This window comes from uncultured Marivirga sp., from assembly GCF_963974845.1.
Classification (GTDB): domain Bacteria; phylum Bacteroidota; class Bacteroidia; order Cytophagales; family Cyclobacteriaceae; genus Marivirga; species Marivirga harenae.
In genome coordinates, this window is the sequence record NZ_CAXBEQ010000002.1 from 682,219 (window position 1) to 699,149 (window position 16,931).

The 16,931-nt window shown below is 35.9% G+C and carries 14 protein-coding genes and 1 pseudogene; 13 read left to right on the forward strand and 2 right to left on the reverse strand.

The genetic code is table 11. The features are described 5' to 3' along the window. Window positions 1–103 precede the first annotated feature (103 nt). The 6 genes from AAC601_RS07430 (at window position 104) to AAC601_RS07455 (ending at window position 9,084) form a co-directional block, all read left to right on the forward strand. Window positions 104–352, forward strand: coding sequence for a type B 50S ribosomal protein L31 (locus AAC601_RS07430; RefSeq protein ID WP_303271343.1), 249 nt, complete (start codon window positions 104–106; stop codon window positions 350–352). Window positions 353–487: 135 nt separating this feature from the next. Continuing rightward, on the forward strand, window positions 488–1,909 hold the full coding sequence (locus AAC601_RS07435) for a pyridoxal-dependent decarboxylase (RefSeq protein ID WP_303271344.1): 1,422 nt from the start codon (window positions 488–490) through the stop codon (window positions 1,907–1,909). Between the two features lie 322 nt (window positions 1,910–2,231). Next, complete coding sequence (locus AAC601_RS07440) at window positions 2,232–2,435, forward strand: hypothetical protein (RefSeq protein ID WP_340152920.1); 204 nt, start codon at window positions 2,232–2,234, stop codon at window positions 2,433–2,435. A gap of 138 nt (window positions 2,436–2,573) precedes the next feature. Continuing rightward, window positions 2,574–2,807 carry a hypothetical protein gene (locus tag AAC601_RS07445; RefSeq protein WP_340152921.1) on the forward strand — a complete coding sequence of 78 codons (234 nt, stop codon included), beginning with the start codon at window positions 2,574–2,576 and terminating at the stop codon, window positions 2,805–2,807. 537 nt (window positions 2,808–3,344) lie between these two features. Further along, entirely contained in the window at window positions 3,345–5,654 is a 2,310-nt protein-coding gene (locus tag AAC601_RS07450; RefSeq protein ID WP_303271346.1) for an FG-GAP-like repeat-containing protein, read from the forward strand. Window positions 5,655–5,955: 301 nt separating this feature from the next. Next, complete coding sequence (locus tag AAC601_RS07455) at window positions 5,956–9,084, forward strand: FG-GAP-like repeat-containing protein (RefSeq protein ID WP_303271347.1); 3,129 nt, start codon at window positions 5,956–5,958, stop codon at window positions 9,082–9,084. Between the two features lie 373 nt (window positions 9,085–9,457). Here the strand turns inward: AAC601_RS07455 and AAC601_RS07460 are convergent. Both AAC601_RS07460 and AAC601_RS07465 read right to left on the reverse strand, forming a co-directional pair. Beyond that, window positions 9,458–10,480 (reverse strand): annotated as a pseudogene (locus AAC601_RS07460) (transposase). Continuing rightward, window positions 10,477–11,169 carry a tyrosine-type recombinase/integrase gene (locus tag AAC601_RS07465; RefSeq protein ID WP_340152952.1) on the reverse strand — a complete coding sequence of 231 codons (693 nt, stop codon included), beginning with the start codon at window positions 11,167–11,169 and terminating at the stop codon, window positions 10,477–10,479. The pseudogene AAC601_RS07460 and the gene AAC601_RS07465 overlap by 4 nt, the downstream one beginning before the upstream one ends. Window positions 11,170–11,641: 472 nt before the next feature. Here AAC601_RS07465 and AAC601_RS07470 point away from each other — a divergent pair, with 472 nt between their 5' ends. From AAC601_RS07470 to AAC601_RS07500, 7 genes are all read left to right on the forward strand, one after another. Further along, window positions 11,642–12,412 carry a hypothetical protein gene (locus AAC601_RS07470; protein WP_303271349.1) on the forward strand — a complete coding sequence of 257 codons (771 nt, stop codon included), beginning with the start codon at window positions 11,642–11,644 and terminating at the stop codon, window positions 12,410–12,412. Window positions 12,413–12,724: 312 nt separating this feature from the next. Then, window positions 12,725–13,102: a nuclear transport factor 2 family protein gene (locus AAC601_RS07475; RefSeq protein ID WP_340152922.1), complete on the forward strand. Its 378-nt coding sequence runs from the start codon at window positions 12,725–12,727 to the stop codon at window positions 13,100–13,102. A gap of 230 nt (window positions 13,103–13,332) precedes the next feature. Then, on the forward strand, window positions 13,333–13,479 hold the full coding sequence (locus AAC601_RS07480) for a hypothetical protein (protein WP_303271351.1): 147 nt from the start codon (window positions 13,333–13,335) through the stop codon (window positions 13,477–13,479). Then, window positions 13,452–14,645 (forward strand): DUF6544 family protein, encoded by a 1,194-nt coding sequence (locus AAC601_RS07485; RefSeq protein WP_340152923.1) that lies wholly within the window; start codon window positions 13,452–13,454, stop codon window positions 14,643–14,645. The genes AAC601_RS07480 and AAC601_RS07485 overlap by 28 nt, the downstream gene beginning before the upstream one ends. A gap of 13 nt (window positions 14,646–14,658) precedes the next feature. After that, entirely contained in the window at window positions 14,659–15,021 is a 363-nt protein-coding gene (locus AAC601_RS07490; RefSeq protein ID WP_340152924.1) for a glyoxalase/bleomycin resistance/extradiol dioxygenase family protein, read from the forward strand. 34 nt (window positions 15,022–15,055) lie between these two features. Beyond that, on the forward strand, window positions 15,056–15,883 hold the full coding sequence (locus AAC601_RS07495; protein WP_340152925.1) for a heparin lyase I family protein: 828 nt from the start codon (window positions 15,056–15,058) through the stop codon (window positions 15,881–15,883). Between the two features lie 362 nt (window positions 15,884–16,245). After that, entirely contained in the window at window positions 16,246–16,896 is a 651-nt protein-coding gene (locus AAC601_RS07500) for a DNA alkylation repair protein (protein ID WP_303271355.1), read from the forward strand. The last annotated feature ends 35 nt before the right edge of the window (window positions 16,897–16,931 follow it).

Genomic DNA, 16,931 nt, shown 5'->3' on the forward strand with positions numbered 1-16,931 from the left:
TCACGGATAAACAGGAAGAGGTTTGGAAAGAACAAATCCTTCCCTTATTTTTGCATTCCTTTTAAAAGAATTGGTTGGAAATCAATAATTTAATTTACTAGTTATGAAAAAAGATACTCATCCAGAATACAAAGATGTTGTTTTCTGGGATACTCAAGCAGACGTGAAATTCTTAACGAGGTCAACAATGTCCTCTGAAGAAACCATCAAAATGGACGATGGGAAAGAATATCCGGTAGTTAAAATCGAAGTTAGTTCAGCTTCTCACCCTTTTTATACAGGAAAGAAAATTTTCTTGGATACTGCAGGCCGTGTGGAGAAGTTCAACCAAAAATACAAAAAGAAGAAATAATATTAAATTATCACTTCTTATCAAAAGTCTCTCTGATGTTAAAATTGGAGAGACTTTTTTATTTATATACCCTTGAGACTTATTGCATAATTAATTTACCCGTATATTTGAAAATAAGGTTTAAGCAAGTATTTAATGGATATAGAAGAATTTAGAAAGCATGCACATTCCATGGTGGATTGGATGGCAGATTACCTGCAAAATGTAGAGGATTACCCTGTTTTATCAAATTCAAAGCCCGGTGATATAAAAGCGAAACTACCCCTCCTGTTTCCTGAAAATCCTGAAGACTTTACAGCAATTTTTAAAGATTTTGAGGACAAAATCATGCCCGGGATTACGCACTGGGAAAGCCCCAATTTTCTTGCTTATTTCCCAGCCTCTAAAAGCAAGCCATCAATCCTGGGTGAAATGATTATGTCTGTTTTGGGTACTCAGGGCATGGTATGGCTCACTTCTCCTGCCGCAACCGAACTGGAAGACCGTATGATGGAATGGATGCGTGATCTGTTGGGTTTATCCAAAGACTGGACAGGTTCTATTCAGGATACAGCCTCTACCGGAACTTTCAATGCATTAATCACAGCACGGGAAAAAGCCAGTAATTTTCAAATCAATGAAAAAGGCTTTTTCAGAATGCCAAAATATAGAGTTTATGCTTCGGAACAGGCGCATAGCTCCATAGATAAAAATGTGAAAATCGCGGGTTTTGGTTATAAAAATTTAGTCAAAATTCCCGTGGATGAGCATTTTGCTATGATTCCTGAAAAGCTAGAGGAGAAAATTCAGAATGATATTGATTCTGGCTACGAACCATTATTTGTATTGGGTGCTTTAGGCACTACCGGGACTACCGCTGTGGATCCATTAGAGAAGATTGGGGAAATCGCGAAGAAATATCATATATGGTTTCATGTAGATGCCGCCTATTCCGGTGCAGCATTGATTTGCCCTCAACATCGATGGATGAGTAAAGGGCTTGAACTAGCAGATAGCATGGTTTTTAATCCGCATAAATGGATGTTTGTTAATTTTGATTGCAGCTTATATTATGTAAAAGAACCTGATTTACTCAAACAAACCTATAGTATCACTCCAGAATACTTGAAAACAGATGCGGATGAGGAGGTTAATAATTATAGGGATTGGCACATCCAACTAGGCCGAAGGTTTAGAGCATTGAAGTTATGGTTTGTTTTAAGAGAATTTGGAGCTGAAAAATTAAGGTCAATAATTGACCATCATATTAAATGGGCACAGGAATTAGAAAGCGAAATTAAACAAACGGATAATTTTGAAATGTTGGCTCCAGTTCCAGTTAATCTTTTATGCTTCCGATTTAATAATGGGAAAATGAGCGAGGAGGGATTAAATCAGTTCAATGAGCAGTTGTTGAAAAATGTTAATGCCACTGGTAAAATATTTATCACCCATACTAAACTAAATGGGAAGTATTCACTAAGATTGGTAGGTGGGCATGCTGAATTGACTAAAGGTCACTTAGAAAGAGCATGGGGCTTGATTAGGGAGACAGCATCAGCTTTACAAAGGAGATGATGTAGCTCTCCTCTCTACTAAGAAAGAAGAACTACAAAAGTTGTAAGCTTGGATATCGTGAAGTAGAAGGGGTACTTAGTAATACCGTTAGCATTGATAAGGAAACCAGGAAAGTATGTGAATTAGTATGCTTTGGCACGTGTTTTGTTGTTTTTCTGCAAAGAAATATAACCATAGCAGTCAAGAATGAAATAGTTTGATTTTTATTAACCGTTAAAACCCATAGTTTAGTGTTATAAAAAGCTAAAAATATCAACTTTAACATATCATTGTCTCTATCAACCTACATTCGATGACTAAATTCACCTTTAAATTCGAGCTTATGAACTCACAAAAAATGAATCCTTTGTTTCTTACCTGTCTGGCCTTTGTAATTTTTTCAATGGTAGGTTGTAGTGAAGATGAAATTGAGTCAGGGCAATTAATTGTAAATGGTAATCTTGAGAAGGGCTCAACTTCTCCAGATGGTTGGACGTCAAATACCGGCAATCCAGACAATTTTAATTTCATTTGGACAGAAGATTAATCATTTTCTGGAAACAAATCAATAAGTATATCAACACAAACTGCTGATGCAAGTGAATTTGCCTATTGGGTTCAGGCCATTTATGATGATCTACCAACTGGTAAGAGCGTTACACTCAGTGTAAGAATAAAAGGGAACTTGAGTGGTGAAGGAGTTGCAGTTGTATTAAGAGGTGATGATGCCAGTGGAAATATGGAGCAGTTTGTAACCACAGAATCCACGGAAGATATTACTGGAGTTTTCGATTGGACAGAATACAGTATTAAACTGGATAAGGTAGATGCTAGCACGAAAAGTCTACTAGTCTTTTTAGTATTCTCATCTGATACAAGCGGAGAAGTATATTTTGACGATATCTCTCTTACTTATTGAAATGGAAGAGAGTATATAGAACAGCATTTTGAAGAATACTTTTAAAGCATTTTTGCAAGCTCTCCAAGGGATCTCTGTTTGGCACCAAGAACCCGAATTCCCTTTAATACCTTTAAAGCCACCTAGCCCTTGTTGGCAAAGAGGATACCAAAAAGGCGGAGTTCTAATTCATGAATTAAACTTGCTAGGGGTCATTCTTAATTGAAAACAGGACATTTGGAAAGAATTTGGTATTAGGTTCTAGAAGCAAGAAATATGCTGAGGGCTTACTTTTCATTAGCTTTTTGAGCTCTGGGAGTCTAAAATATTTTTGTTATATTTATCATATCAGTTCAGATACATCCAAAACCTAATTTCCATGTTGTTTGCTGGAAGTGTAAGTATTGATAAAATAGCTTATGGCGGGGGAATCAATAAAAGAAAAAATAGTTCATTTAAGTAACATTGCTGTGGTTACGGAGAGAAGCACTTCGAAAACCACCACCAAGCCATATGCTTAACGTTAGAGATTATTTTTTGTACACATATAGCCAAAACATGAGGAGACTTTTATTTGCAAGCCTGATTTTAACAGTGACTATAAACGCTTTTAGCCAATCATTTACACTTGAAGAAACATTTCAAAACGGATTACGAAGTGGAAGTATTTCTTGGGGGGATATTAACAACGATGGCAACCTAGATTTCATTCAAACCGGAAACGATATTGATGCCACTGCTACAACACGGTTGTTTATAAACACTGGTTCGACTTTTGAGCTTCTAAACACTGATTTGCCAAACATATTTGAAGGAGCCTCAGACTGGGGTGATTATGATAATGATGGTGACCTAGATTTGCTTTTAGCTGGTTCCGGTACAGACGGACTTCTCACTAGACTATATGACAATATCGAAGGAGAATTGATTCTAAATGGAGCTGTTTCATTACATGGTATTGATAGAGGATCAGTTGAATGGGGGGATTATGATGCAGATGGAGATCTTGACCTTTTGATCTCGGGTCAAGACGGTGAAAGCGGATCAGTGACTAAGATTTATAATAATGAAAATGGAACATTCACCGAAGTAGAGACTAGCCTAACTGGTGTTTCATTTGGAATTGCTTCTTGGGTAGATTTTGACGGAGATGGAGATCTGGACGTAATGCTATCCGGATTTACTAGTACTGGACCTAAGGTTTCAGAGCTATATGAAAACACAGGAACAACATTTTCATTAGTATTTGAAGACTCATTTAAAGGCTTATCCGAGAGCTCACTGGATTTTGGTGATTACGATAATGATGGAGATCTGGATTTTCTCGTAGCTGGTTTTACAAATTCAAATACTTCGTTCACAGCAATTTACCAAAATAATGGATCATCATTTGATATAGTTTTTGAAGGCTCGCTTCCAAATGTAATCGAAGGAACAGTTTTGTGGGGAGATTCTGATAATGACGGTGATTTGGATATCTTTATAACAGGAAATACTGTCTCAGCAACTGATAAAATTGCACAACTCTATTCTAACAATGGAAGCGGATTTGACCTTGAATCATCATTTGATGAGGCCGGGCAAAGTGCAGCAGCCTTTGCTGACTATGATTCTGATGGAGATTTAGATATTTTTATCAGTGGTCAAAGAAATGATTTCACTATATATTCTGGTATTTATGTAAATGAAAATTCCAATGAAATTCAGGCAAGCAATGCTAATATCAAACCTATACCCCCAAGTGGATTAACTTCTCAAATTGAAAATGATGCAGTTGTATTATCATGGGATTTAGCATCCGATAACAGCACACCTCAAGATGCTTTAACTTATGCTCTCTTTGTTCGTAGCGAATCAGATACATTAGTAAATCCTTCTTCGCTAAGCGATGGGAAAAGAAAGCTTGTAAAGAGAGGAAACTCAGGAAGTAGCAATTCATTTAACTTCAATTATGAACTAGACCCTGGAGATTATTTTTGGAGTGTCCAATCTATTGATAATGCATTCGAAGGATCGTCTTTTGTGGATGAAGAATTATTTCACATCAATTTTCCTCCAGTTATAAGTGGCACTTCTTCGTCCTTAGCCACTCCCGAAGAAACGAGTTTACTCATTGAAATACAGGATTTAGAAATAGATGATCCGGATAATGAGTTTCCTTCTGACTTTACATTGACGGTTTTAGAAGGTGCCAACTATACATTTACAAACAATGAAATTACTCCCGAATTAGATTTTAATGGGATGCTTTCTGTTCCCGTTTTGGTTAACGATGGAACAGATGATAGTGAAATAGCAGAAATAGCTATTGAAGTAACTCCTGTGAATGATCCACCAGTGATTACAGGTTCAAATGTTACATATAGTACTCCAGAAGAAACAAATTTGACTATTGATATTAATGACCTTATCGTTCAAGATCCAGATAATAAATTCCCAACTGATTTTTCTTTGGAAATTGGCGAAGGTGACAACTATACGCAATCCAATAATGTAATTACTCCTGACAATGGATTTGTTGGAGTAATTAATGTGCCAATTACCGTCAATGATGGGACGGATTCCAGTGAGCCTTTTGATTTAATGGTTGAAGTAATGCAAGTACTTGGACTAGATAAAGATTTTATACAAGACAATTTTGCGGTATATCCTAATCCCACAACAGATTATGTAATTATCCAACCCAATGAAACTTCTATTGCTTACGATCTAGCAATTTATGATATAAACGGAATCTTGCTATTTGCTGACAAAATTTTAACTAACAGAAAAAAAGAAATTGACCTACGCAAGTTTAGTATTGGTCTCTATTTACTTAAGATTTCAAGTGAATCCAAAGTTGGAACAATGACTATTTTAAAAGAATAGCATGACTAAACAATCTCTAACAAACATTGAAATGAATATGCGTACTGAGTACTTTGAATGGACATTGCAAGCTGCTAGCTTTGGTGCTTCTAGCAACTTGGGCGCATACTCATTTTAGTTAAGCGTTACCCACAATATGGTTCAGCATATAATAGAAAAAGGTTATTTATCGTCAACCTTCTCCTCCTATATACTGAATTTGAAAATAAAGCATAAGACTCAAAGACATGATTAATTATTAGTTTTAAAAACTAACTTCGTATTTACTGAATATCAAATAATTACTTACTCTACTTTGACCATGATAAAGATCACCCATTGTAAATTTCTAGTTCTATTTTTTCTAATATGTACTTCAACAATACTCAAAGCCCAAGAATTTAATGAAGATATAAATTTCAACATTCCAAATGCAAATTATATAGATCTTGGTGATTATGACAATGATAACGACCTTGACCTATTAGTAGCTCATGAAGATTCGGGAATTGAAAATCTATCTATCTATAAAAATATAAATGGAACCTTTCAATTAAGTCATACTTTACTTGAAAATGTAAGAGTTCAAGCGATTTGGGGAGATTTTAATAATGATGATAAGTTAGATATTCTTGCCAGCGGTTTTGAGTGGGATACATTTGAGAATTTTATCTGTATATTAAATATAAGCGAAACAGCCGTTGATACAGCTTTCTATACAAACGATTACAATGTTTCTAATCCAAGTTTATCTTGTATAGATTTTAATAACGATGGTTTTCTTGACTTTTTAATTACGGGTGAAGATACTGATCTTTCAGGAGAAATTTACACTCGCTTATATAAGAATAACGGTGATAATACCTTCACTAATTTAGCAAATCACGGAATTACACCTACAGGGCAGGCAAGCATGGACTGGGCTGATTTTAATAATGACGGTTATTATGACCTTCTAATTGCTGGTTTTGCGGAGGATTTTTCAACTGAAAACGTGACTGATGTACTAATTAATAATGGTAACGAAACATTTTCCAAACTTGGAGGTGATTTCTATAAAGTATTCAATGGAACATCTAAATGGATAGACATAAACAATGATGGGGATTTAGATATTATATCTACAGGTGGTGGAAATGATGGGTATAGGATGAGTATCTACCTAAATAATGAAGGGGTATTTATAAATAGTACATTAGCTGCCGATTATAATTTCCCAAATGTTACAGAAAACTTCCCCGCAGGAATATCATTGGTAGATTATGACAATGATGGAGACCAAGATATCTTTATAAGTGGTAGAGGTGGTGGATCCACAAATCCAATTGCAGTAACTAAGCTTTTTCAGAATACAGGTTCTGATTTTATTGAGGTAGAAAATATAGGGATAGAACAGCAATACCTTGACTTTACAATTTTTGCTGATCTTAATAATGATGGAGATAAAGACTTAGTATCTCTCAATCGGTTTACGAAACCCATTATTTATGAAAATTCGAGAGGTAATAACATATACACAAATAATACAAAACCTCTTCCTCCTACTAATTTTGAATATGAACGCTCAGTTACCTCAGCATTATTTTCATGGAATGCTGGAAGTGACAACCAAAGCAATAACGAAACTTTAGATTACAGCCTATACGTTAGTGATAATTCTTTAAGTCAGAATTTAATTTCACCAACTGCCAGTATAAATAGCGGTTTTAGGAAAATATTCAAGACAGGTAACACAATTGACCGATCTAGAAAATTAGAATTAAATAGTGAAGGAAATATTTATTGGGGAGTTCAAAGTATTGATGGAGCATTTATTGGCTCCAACTTTTCTACAGAGCAATCTTTCTATTTTATTAAAGGAACATTTCCCACGCTAAAAGTATTAAATGAGCCCTTAAGAGTAGAGATTGAGTGGATAGATAATTCTAATATTGAAAATTCCTATCAATTATATAAGTCTACTAATTCTAGTAACTTGGAATTATTTAAAACCCTTAACGCTAATGCTACATTTCATATTGATTCTGTTGTATCACCAGAGAGCTCTTATAATTATAAATTAACTGCCAAAAATGATATCGAAGAGTCGGTAGGTATTGTAAATGAAGTAATTTTACTAGACCGTCCAATCAAATTTAACTATTCCAGTCAAGATTCAACATTTAGTTGGGAAGATAAATCCTCATTTGAACACGGTTATGTTATTCAACAAAGTATTGATTCCAGTAAAAACTTCATTTCATTTGATTCTATAGCTGCTAACTCCACTAATTACCAAATAAAAAGCTCATTAAATGAAGGACTCTACAATTTCAGAATACATGCATTCAATCAATACGGTAGAAGTAATCTTTCTGACACGCTAGCAATTCCATTCATTAAATCTCCCTCAAATCTCCAAGCAGCTATTTCTTTTAATCCTAATTCATTTAATCTTTCTTGGATGAACAATTCCGAGATAGCTGAAAGCACCATTGTGAGTCAAAGTAGTAATGGTAGTGATTTTGAGATCCTTGATTCATTAGATAGTTATATAAACCAGTACATTATTACTGAAGGAATAGAATCTGAAAAAATTTACACCTTCAAACTTGAAGCGTTAAAAGATTCATCTAGATCACAGGAAATAATTGTGGAGAAAATAATTTTAAATCGTCCTGAGGGACTTAAATATGAAAAACAGGGGGACAATATCGTATTCTCTTGGGATGATAAATCCTCATTTGAAGAGAGTTATACAATTGAACTATTGAAAGACTCTTCAAATAACTTTATTTCCTTAGATTCTATTGGTAGCAATGAAACAACAACTTTAATAAACAATAGCCTCTTAACTGAGGGCACTTATAAATTTAGACTTCATGCTTTTAGCGAAATAGGGAGAAGTAATTATTCTGACACTCTCATTTTTGAGAAAATTAACGCACCCTCTAATCTACAGATAGAAATATCCTATCAACCTAATATAATAAATTTAACCTGGACTAATAATTCAGAAATAGCGAAATATACAGTTATTAGTAGAAGCGATAATTCTGAAGATTTCATTATAATAGACTCTGTAGATATTAGTGCAGATCAGTTTATCATTGAAGAACCAACTTTAAATCAAGCTCCAGTGTCATTTAGATTACATGCAATTACGGATTTATCACGTTCTCAATACATCTTTTCTGACGGAATTATTACTTCTAATAGTAATGTTAACAACGAAATTATTAAGATATTTCCCAATCCAGTACAAGATTATTTACATATCCAAAACAATGAAGCGGATCAAGAACTATCAGTCTTTGTAAGAGATTTTTCTGGAAAGACATTATTTCACAAGATAATTCCTGCAGGAACAAGTAGTAAAATTGATGTGAAAAACCTAAACCCGAGCATATACATTCTTGCATTGAAGGATCATCAAAATAAGTGGAAAAGGTTTAAAATAGTAAAGAAATAATAAACGTGGGTAAAACAACTAAGCATTCGTGTGGTCGGTACGACCCAACATGAATGCTAGGTTGAGCGAATCAGAGGCTGGCAAGAACTGCAAGCCCCTTATGGGTAAATTGAAGCATTGGGGGTGAGTTTCAATGCTCAAAAGCGGCCACTTCTAAGCTGGCAGTATAATCAAATCGGATTTTTCCAGATCTCAAACTAGATCATTTTGATTTTAGCAGACATGAAAAAACTGATTTTAGAGCATAGTTTTCCCACCACGTTCACAGCCGTTTGAGTTTTTAGTATTCATGTTATTTTTTGTGCCAGTGGCTTGGGGGGCCTCTTTTGTCAAAGACGGCCACCGTCTGTATCTTTCTTTTTTTACATGTAGGTCAGATGCCCAAGCATGTGCCTTTAAACTCGAGGATGAGCAGCTTAAGTTTACCGATTTGTGAATCTACGATGACTTTGTATTCCTTTTTGCATCCGCCTGAAAGAATACCAAAATGCCTTATACTAGTAAATCCTTTGGGCAATATATGCATGGCAAATCTTCTATTAAATTCTGCCGATTTTAAAGGCACGATGTGCTTTTTGCCTCCTTTCCTGTAGTCCTTGGCAGAGAAGCTGACTCCGTCTTTGCCCACATCGGTCAACCTATGATTGCTGATGGCCACTTTATGAGTATATCTGCCCAGATATTCCACTACTTGTGCCGGACCGTAAAAAGGCTGCTTGCAATAGATCACCCAGTTCTTCATGAACAACTGTTGGCCTTACTGCTTTGTCAGCAGCTGCTCTCTCCTCAAGGCAGCAACCATCTTAGCCCTAAAGACTTTGCTCATCGCCTTTACCGGGAAAAGGTATTTACCCTTTCCCTTACCTTCTTTCCATTTTTGCGATCGGGTCAATCCTCCGGAAGGAATGATACAGTGCAAATGGGGATGTAGGCTTAAGTTCTGCCCCCATGTATGAAGCACAGCAATCATGCCGTTCTGGGCTCCCTTGAACTTGGGAATGGCAGCAAAATCCTTTACCACTTGCCAAGCTGTTTTGAACAATAGCGCATATAGCAATCTGGGCTGTTCCAAGGCGGCTTGATTAAGTGTGTCTGGCAAGGTGAAGCCGGTATGGAAATAGGAAGTGTTGCGCAAGTCCTTTTCTCTTTCCCGCACCCATTTTTGTTGCAGGTGGCCCTGGCATTTTGGGCAGTGCCTGTTGCGGCAACTGTTATAGCTGATATGCAATGTATGGCATTTGGGATTGTCACAACGGTCTACGTGCCCTCCCAATGCAGATGTCCTGCATTTTGCCAGTGCGTACAGCGTCCTCCTTTTCCAGCTGTTGTGGATAATGTTGGGAAGGTGGTGCAGCTCTTGTCTGATGGCCTGCGCCACTTCAAAGGCCGGTATCATTGCGGATAGAGTTTTTCCAAAGGGGAAAAAGGCAAAGCCCTGCTTACTCTTGCCACATGCAGGTAAATCAATGTAGTCTCAATGTGTCCATGACCCAGCAAATCCTTGAGCGTGATGATATCGGTGCCCATTTCCAGCAAATGAGTGGCGTAGCTGTGACGAAGAGTATGGGCGGTAATTTGCTTTTTGATGCCTGAATGTTGGCGAGCCTGTCGCATGACCCATTGAACTCCTCTGGTTGAAATTCCTGTAAAGCCTCCTTCTTTATCAGCCTGTCCATTAAAAAGATATTCCACTGGTTTTTCAGCTTGCAGGTAGGTTTTAACGCCTCGGATCAGCAAGTCGCAAACTGGCACATAGCGGTCTTTTCTTCCTTTTCCTTGTTGAATATGAGGCTGTGCCCTTTCCAAGTCTAGGTGAACTAATTTAAGATTGCACAGCTCATAATTCCTTAAACCCCACCCATATAATAATGCCATCATTAACCTGTGCTTGAGCAGTTTTGGAGTCTTTAAAAGCAAGCGCACTTCCTGCTGGCTCAACACCACGGGCAAGGCCTTCTGCCTTTCAATGGATGGCAATATGACCCTGCTTTCTGTTCGGTCAAATATTCTGTAGAGGTAGCGGAGCCCGTAGACGGTATGCTTGAAAAAGATGTCAAAAGGCGTCTTCCTTTTAGACTTCAACATGTGCAGGTAATCCAATATTAGCTCTTCATCGAGTTCCAGAAGATCACATTGCAGGTGCAGACCTATATGTGCCAAACACCTCCCGTAATTAGTGAGTGTACTCTGGCTCTTGCCAGCAATATCAATACTACTTCTCAGCCTTTTATACTGTAGGCCGAAGCCCAGCACATTTTGAGAGGCTTTTTCGATCAGAGGTTTACTTTTTTTTCATAACTTAGAATTTAATGAATGAATACACAACCTAAGTTACGGAAGTCTGAACAAAACGGTAGGCTTCCGCCCTTAGGCGGATTCGTTCAACACTTAATATAGGTCATTGGGCTGATAGTGCAAAAGTTGAAAATGATTACATTTGAGGAAATATATAAGTAATTGGGTTTTTGGAGCCTTGAAGAGCCCAAAGCCCGATATTCTTAACGATAGCCACAGACCTTTAGTGAAAAACATTTATAAACTCAACAATTAAGAATCTATGAAAAAATTAATCCATTGCCTCTTCATTTTTATTGTTCCCTGCCTTCTGTTCTTGGGTTGCAGCGAGGAAGAGCCAGAACCTAACATTGCTAGTTGTAGAATTACAAACTACAAATACAGTGATGATTCAGATGTAAGAACCTTTAGCTACAATTATTCAAATAATTTAGTTTCTTCAATCGACTTAACCATAATTCTTTATGAAAAAACTTACACCCTTTCTGCTCAATTAGAATATGATGATCAGAATAGGATTGTTTCTATCAAGACAGATGATGAAAATTATGTAGGTATTACTTATGATAATTTATCTATCGAAGTACGAACCAACAGATCAAGATTGTCGTCTCCAATTGTGGACAATTACACTTTAAATGATAAGGGGCAGATAATAGAGTGGGTTGGTCACGTAACAGAAGAATATGATTACAATGAAAAAGGTCAGTTGATTAGAGAGTATGCTACTTGGAGTAATGGAGAAGAAGCATGGTCTGCCGAATTTCAGTATGACAATATGCGAAATCCATTTGAAAATATTCCCGCTAAAGTAAATTGGTCAATACCTACTGGAGAAGATGCACAAATAATGTTTGATTTTGCTTTTAAAAATATGATGTCAAATAATATTATAAAAGCTGATTATTCTAATCCAGATGGAGATGTATACGTAAGTAAAGAATATGAATTTACCTATGATTCGAATGATTACCCAATATCAAGTACCATTGGAATAATTGATTCGGAGTACTCATATGATAGTTGCGATTGATTGTCCACCAACTTAAAGTTACAGCGAACTGTTAGTAATAATTAATTGGAATGATAATAGAAATAGTTCTTGTTATTTCGCAACGCGATTTTAGAGTAACCTCATGAAATCAATGGAATGCAAAAGAATATAGTATTACATCATAAACGTTGGTAACATATACTATCATCCATAAGCTCATTGAGCTCTTTGCATAGTAGGCTAGTATCATGAGATACTTTTAAAGATATTTGAAAAGTTCAGCTTACATATGATAGTTGGACGTTTAAACAAGCCAAAGAAGCAGCGTGCTGAAATTAAAAAATCTGTGAAATGACAAAAATTATTTCAAACCTTAATTGTGGAAACTCACCTAAAATGGGGTTTCTAAAGGACTTCAATATTGCTTTTGCAAAGGGAGACTTGGAATTTATTGAAGATAGCGTAACGGATGAAATTGTTTGGAATATAATTGGCAATAAAAAAATTGAAGGAAAGCAAAAATTCGCAGAGGAGTTGGAAAAAATGAAATCGACAAAAGTTGCGGAATTAGTTCTCAACCAAATTTTATCGCACGGAAAGCAAGGGGCTGTAAATGGAGCTATGAAATTACTGAAAGGAAAAGAATATGCATTTTCGGACTTTTATATTTTCCAAGGAGCAAAGGGTGCGAAATTAAAATCGATAACATCATACATAATCGAGATTTAACAATAACAAAAAGCACGGATGCCTATAGGTTGAGAAATATGAACACCGAAATAAAACAATATAACGAAAATCAAGAATTGAAGGACAGGGAAATATGCAACCTGCTTGCTCTGAGTATAGAAAAAGCACTGACTGATGTTCAAAGTGAAATTTGGCACGGACACCCAGTTTGGCTTTTAAACTGAAATCCAATAGTTGGTTACTGAAAACAAATGAAAGCTTAAAGATTAATGTTTTGGATTGGAGCAGGCGTTGACGAAAAGGATTTCAATATTCCTGGCGAAAAATTTAGGGATGCTTCCGTTTTTTATAATTCGATAATAGAGATTGGTGAAACGAAATTAAATAAATGGCTCCAAAAGCTGTACGTTTCTTAGCCTTAAAGAATACAAAGAAAACAATGCGAATAGCTTTAGTCATATTAATTGGGATACACGGAATTATCCATTTATTCGGATTCCTGAAAGCATTCGGAATATCTGAATTTAACGAGATTTCACAAGCGATTTCAAAAACTTTCGGAATATTTTGGTTCTTGACTTTTCTACTTTTGGCTATTACAATCGTTTTATTTCTTAATCATTCTAGTTATTGGTGGTTAAGCGGGTTTTTAGCTGTAATAATTTCGCAAGTGTTGATTTTCAACTTTTGGTCTGACGCAAAATTTGGGACAGCAGCAAACGTAATTATTCTATTAGCTACAATTCTCGGATACTCAAGTTTTAATTTTAAGCATAAAGTCAACCAAGAAAGAATAAGTCTGTTTGAAAATGCGGAAATCCAAAGCCAAGAAATCGTCACCGAAAAAGCACTTGCTGATTTACCACTAATTGTTCAAAAATGGTTGACTAAGAGCGGAATAATTGGTAAAAAATTCATTTCCAATGTGCATTTAGTTCAAGAACTGCAGCTCAAATTGAAACCTGAACAAGCAAATTGGAATAATGGTACGGCAGAACAATATTTTACTGTTCAACCACCAGCCTTCAATTGGAATATCAATGCTGAAATGAACTCGATATTGAGGGTAGTGGGTAGAGACGAATTTGTAGATGGTGAAGGCGAAATGATAATCAGACTTCTTTCACTCATTCCAGTTGCAACTGCAAAAAATGACGAAAAGATAGATCAAGCAAGCTTGCAAAGATATTTGGCAGAAATCGTTTGGTTTCCTTCAGCGTCTTTGAGTCAATATATAAAATGGGAGACTATAGATGACTATTCTGCAAGAGCAACGATGGAATATAAAGGAACTAAAGGTTCAGGCGAATTTCATTTTGACAGAAACGGAAATTTTGAAAAATTCGTGGCCATGCGTTATCAAGATATTAATGATGCCAACCCTACGGAATGGAGCGTAAGAGCCACCAAAATTGAAGAAAAAAATGGAATAAAAATACCAGTAGAATGTGAAGCATCTTGGAAAGTGGAGAATGCTAGATGGACTTGGTTAAAATTAAAAATTACAGACATTCAATATAACGTGAAGGAAATGCCGGTGGGCAACTCCGTATATAAAAAATACGGCAAACAGCATCACTAAAACCAAAAGGGAAATGAAAACCGAGTTCATAGAAATATCACCAGTTCTGCCTAGTCAAGATATTGACAGGGACGTAGATTGGTATGAAAAAAAAGTTGGATTTAAATGTCTTCACAAGGACCATATGTACGCTGTTTTGAGGAGAGAAAACCTTTGTATTCACCTACAGTGGCATGCAGATACTGAAGATGACCCTCTTCTCGGAGGGTCTGTGATGAAGGTTTTTGTGAGGAATGTAATCCCAATTTTCGAAGAGTTGTTAGAAAGAGGAACGATAAAAAGAGAAAAATTGAGATTAAAGACGGCTTGGAATACTAGCGAATTCGGGTTTTATGATTTGAATAACAATGCCATCTTCTTTGTTGAGGACTTATGAAGAAAAAAACGTTTTGTAGCCAATGAAAATTAGAATGAAATTAATATTGATAGGGCTTGTTTTGATACTGGTATCATGTTCAAAGAATGATGGTGTAGCGCCCGAAAATGAGAATAGAGATGGATATTTATTTGAAGATGGATTTGAAACCTCAGGAAATGATTTGTCGGAATTGTTTCCAAATGATGGAAGCCGGTGGAGTAATTTGCAACAAGTTGATACCAATGGTGGAGAAAATGAAATAGATTTAGAAAGTAGCATAGTATCAGAGGGAAACAATTCTTTAAGAATCTATGCGAGAGCATCTGATAACACCCTATCAAAAGCGAACATAGAAAAGGCTGGGTTTAATGCGCCAGAAGGTTCAATAGTAAGTATTAGTGCAAACTTCTACATTGCTTCCACGGAAAATATAGAGAATCTGTTATTAATCGACCTGGAGTGTTGTTCTTGTTGGGACCCAAGAGTACCAGATAATCAATGTCCCGGAATAAGATTAATGATGAAGGATAATGACTATTTATCTATAGAACGAGGTAAAATTTTAGGCTCAACTATTGTACAATCTGAAATTGCTTTTCCAAGAAATGAGTGGGTAAATGTAGTTTGGGAATTGAAATTATCTCAAAATAACGATGGTATAAATAAACTCTTCATTAATAATCAAGAAGTTTTATCCGAAAGCGGTATGAATATGCCAAATAAAAGTCTCTTTGAAACTGAATTTGCTAACAATGGAATTGACTTTGAACTGCAGGAACCTTTATTCTATGAAAGATTCCAAATTGGAGCAACTGCAAATCCAACACCCTTCGATGTAGAATTATTTATCGATGATGTGAAATTTGAAATAATCGAATAAAACGAAAAAAAGATTAAGGTTAGCAGATGCTTGCCGAAAGGCCAAGAAAAAGAGCGGCTAACAAGAAAATGCAATCCCTTTTTTCGGGGATGAATTTGAGCTTACTACCGGCATGACCGCGGAGTACATATTTTTTGTGCTAAATCAATCCGTCATGACTCCAACTTGATATGCCAGATGATAGGACTGATATCAAGAAAGGGAGACCGAATTTTTCAAATAGATTTTTATGCATTATTTTAGGAGTAATTAAATATATTTAAAGCAATATCAGCTATAGTCTCATTTTTGAAAGGTGATCAAAGCACTAAGATTCCCAATCAAAACGATCAATTGAAATTGAGTGGCGCTATAAATAGTAAATGGATATAGAACTATCATCAAAAGCTAATAACATTAATTCTCAAATCAGCCAGAACACCAAGCTGGGGGATCTTCGAAAAATCGACAGAGAAATAAAAAAGGACCATGATTTAGCCATGGAGCTTTGGTCTACAGCTAAGTTTTTATCCCGTCAATTAGCTATTTTAATCATGGACAAAAAGCTTCTGACTCAAGAATTGATTGACAAACTAGACAGTGATATTCAAGAACATGAATTTGAAGAAGGAAATCAGTTAATTGATTGGTTGACGGCAAATCAGTTAAGTAAAGACAAGAAAATGGTCTCAATTATAGCGTCTTGGCAAAACAGTACTTCGAAGCTTCAAAGAAGAGTTTTTTGGTATTATCAAGCGAGATTAAGGTGGACAGGGAATACAAATCACCCCAATACTAAGGATTTATTAACGACTGTAGAATCAAATATGGCAAATGAAGAACCTGAAGTGCAATGGGCAATGAATTTTACAGTATGTCAAATAGGTGTCTGGGATGAAAAGTATCGAAAACAATGTATTGCAATTGGTGAAAAAATTAGGTTGTATAAAGACGAACCCGTTCCAAAAAATTGCACTCCTGACTATATACCGGATTTTATACCAATAGAAGTTGCCAAATTGAATAAGAAATAACACATCTCAGGTCGTATTAAGCTGCATTAAAATGC

What these genes read in the sequence shown, in the direction of transcription:
- AAC601_RS07490 (WP_340152924.1), top strand. Translation starts at nt 14,659, where the DNA reads ATGAAAACCGAGTTCATAGAAATATCACCAGTTCTGCCTAGTCAAGAT.
- AAC601_RS07440 (WP_340152920.1), top strand. Translation starts at nt 2,232, where the DNA reads ATGAACTCACAAAAAATGAATCCTTTGTTTCTTACCTGTCTGGCCTTT.
- AAC601_RS07435 (WP_303271344.1), top strand. Translation starts at nt 488, where the DNA reads ATGGATATAGAAGAATTTAGAAAGCATGCACATTCCATGGTGGATTGG.
- AAC601_RS07495 (WP_340152925.1), top strand. Translation starts at nt 15,056, where the DNA reads ATGAAATTAATATTGATAGGGCTTGTTTTGATACTGGTATCATGTTCA.
- AAC601_RS07465 (WP_340152952.1), bottom strand. Translation starts at nt 11,169, where the DNA reads ATGTTGAAGTCTAAAAGGAAGACGCCTTTTGACATCTTTTTCAAGCAT.
- AAC601_RS07430 (WP_303271343.1), top strand. Translation starts at nt 104, where the DNA reads ATGAAAAAAGATACTCATCCAGAATACAAAGATGTTGTTTTCTGGGAT.
- AAC601_RS07475 (WP_340152922.1), top strand. Translation starts at nt 12,725, where the DNA reads ATGACAAAAATTATTTCAAACCTTAATTGTGGAAACTCACCTAAAATG.
- AAC601_RS07470 (WP_303271349.1), top strand. Translation starts at nt 11,642, where the DNA reads ATGAAAAAATTAATCCATTGCCTCTTCATTTTTATTGTTCCCTGCCTT.
- AAC601_RS07450 (WP_303271346.1), top strand. Translation starts at nt 3,345, where the DNA reads ATGAGGAGACTTTTATTTGCAAGCCTGATTTTAACAGTGACTATAAAC.
- AAC601_RS07455 (WP_303271347.1), top strand. Translation starts at nt 5,956, where the DNA reads ATGATAAAGATCACCCATTGTAAATTTCTAGTTCTATTTTTTCTAATA.
- AAC601_RS07480 (WP_303271351.1), top strand. Translation starts at nt 13,333, where the DNA reads ATGTTTTGGATTGGAGCAGGCGTTGACGAAAAGGATTTCAATATTCCT.
- AAC601_RS07485 (WP_340152923.1), top strand. Translation starts at nt 13,452, where the DNA reads ATGGCTCCAAAAGCTGTACGTTTCTTAGCCTTAAAGAATACAAAGAAA.
- AAC601_RS07500 (WP_303271355.1), top strand. Translation starts at nt 16,246, where the DNA reads ATGGATATAGAACTATCATCAAAAGCTAATAACATTAATTCTCAAATC.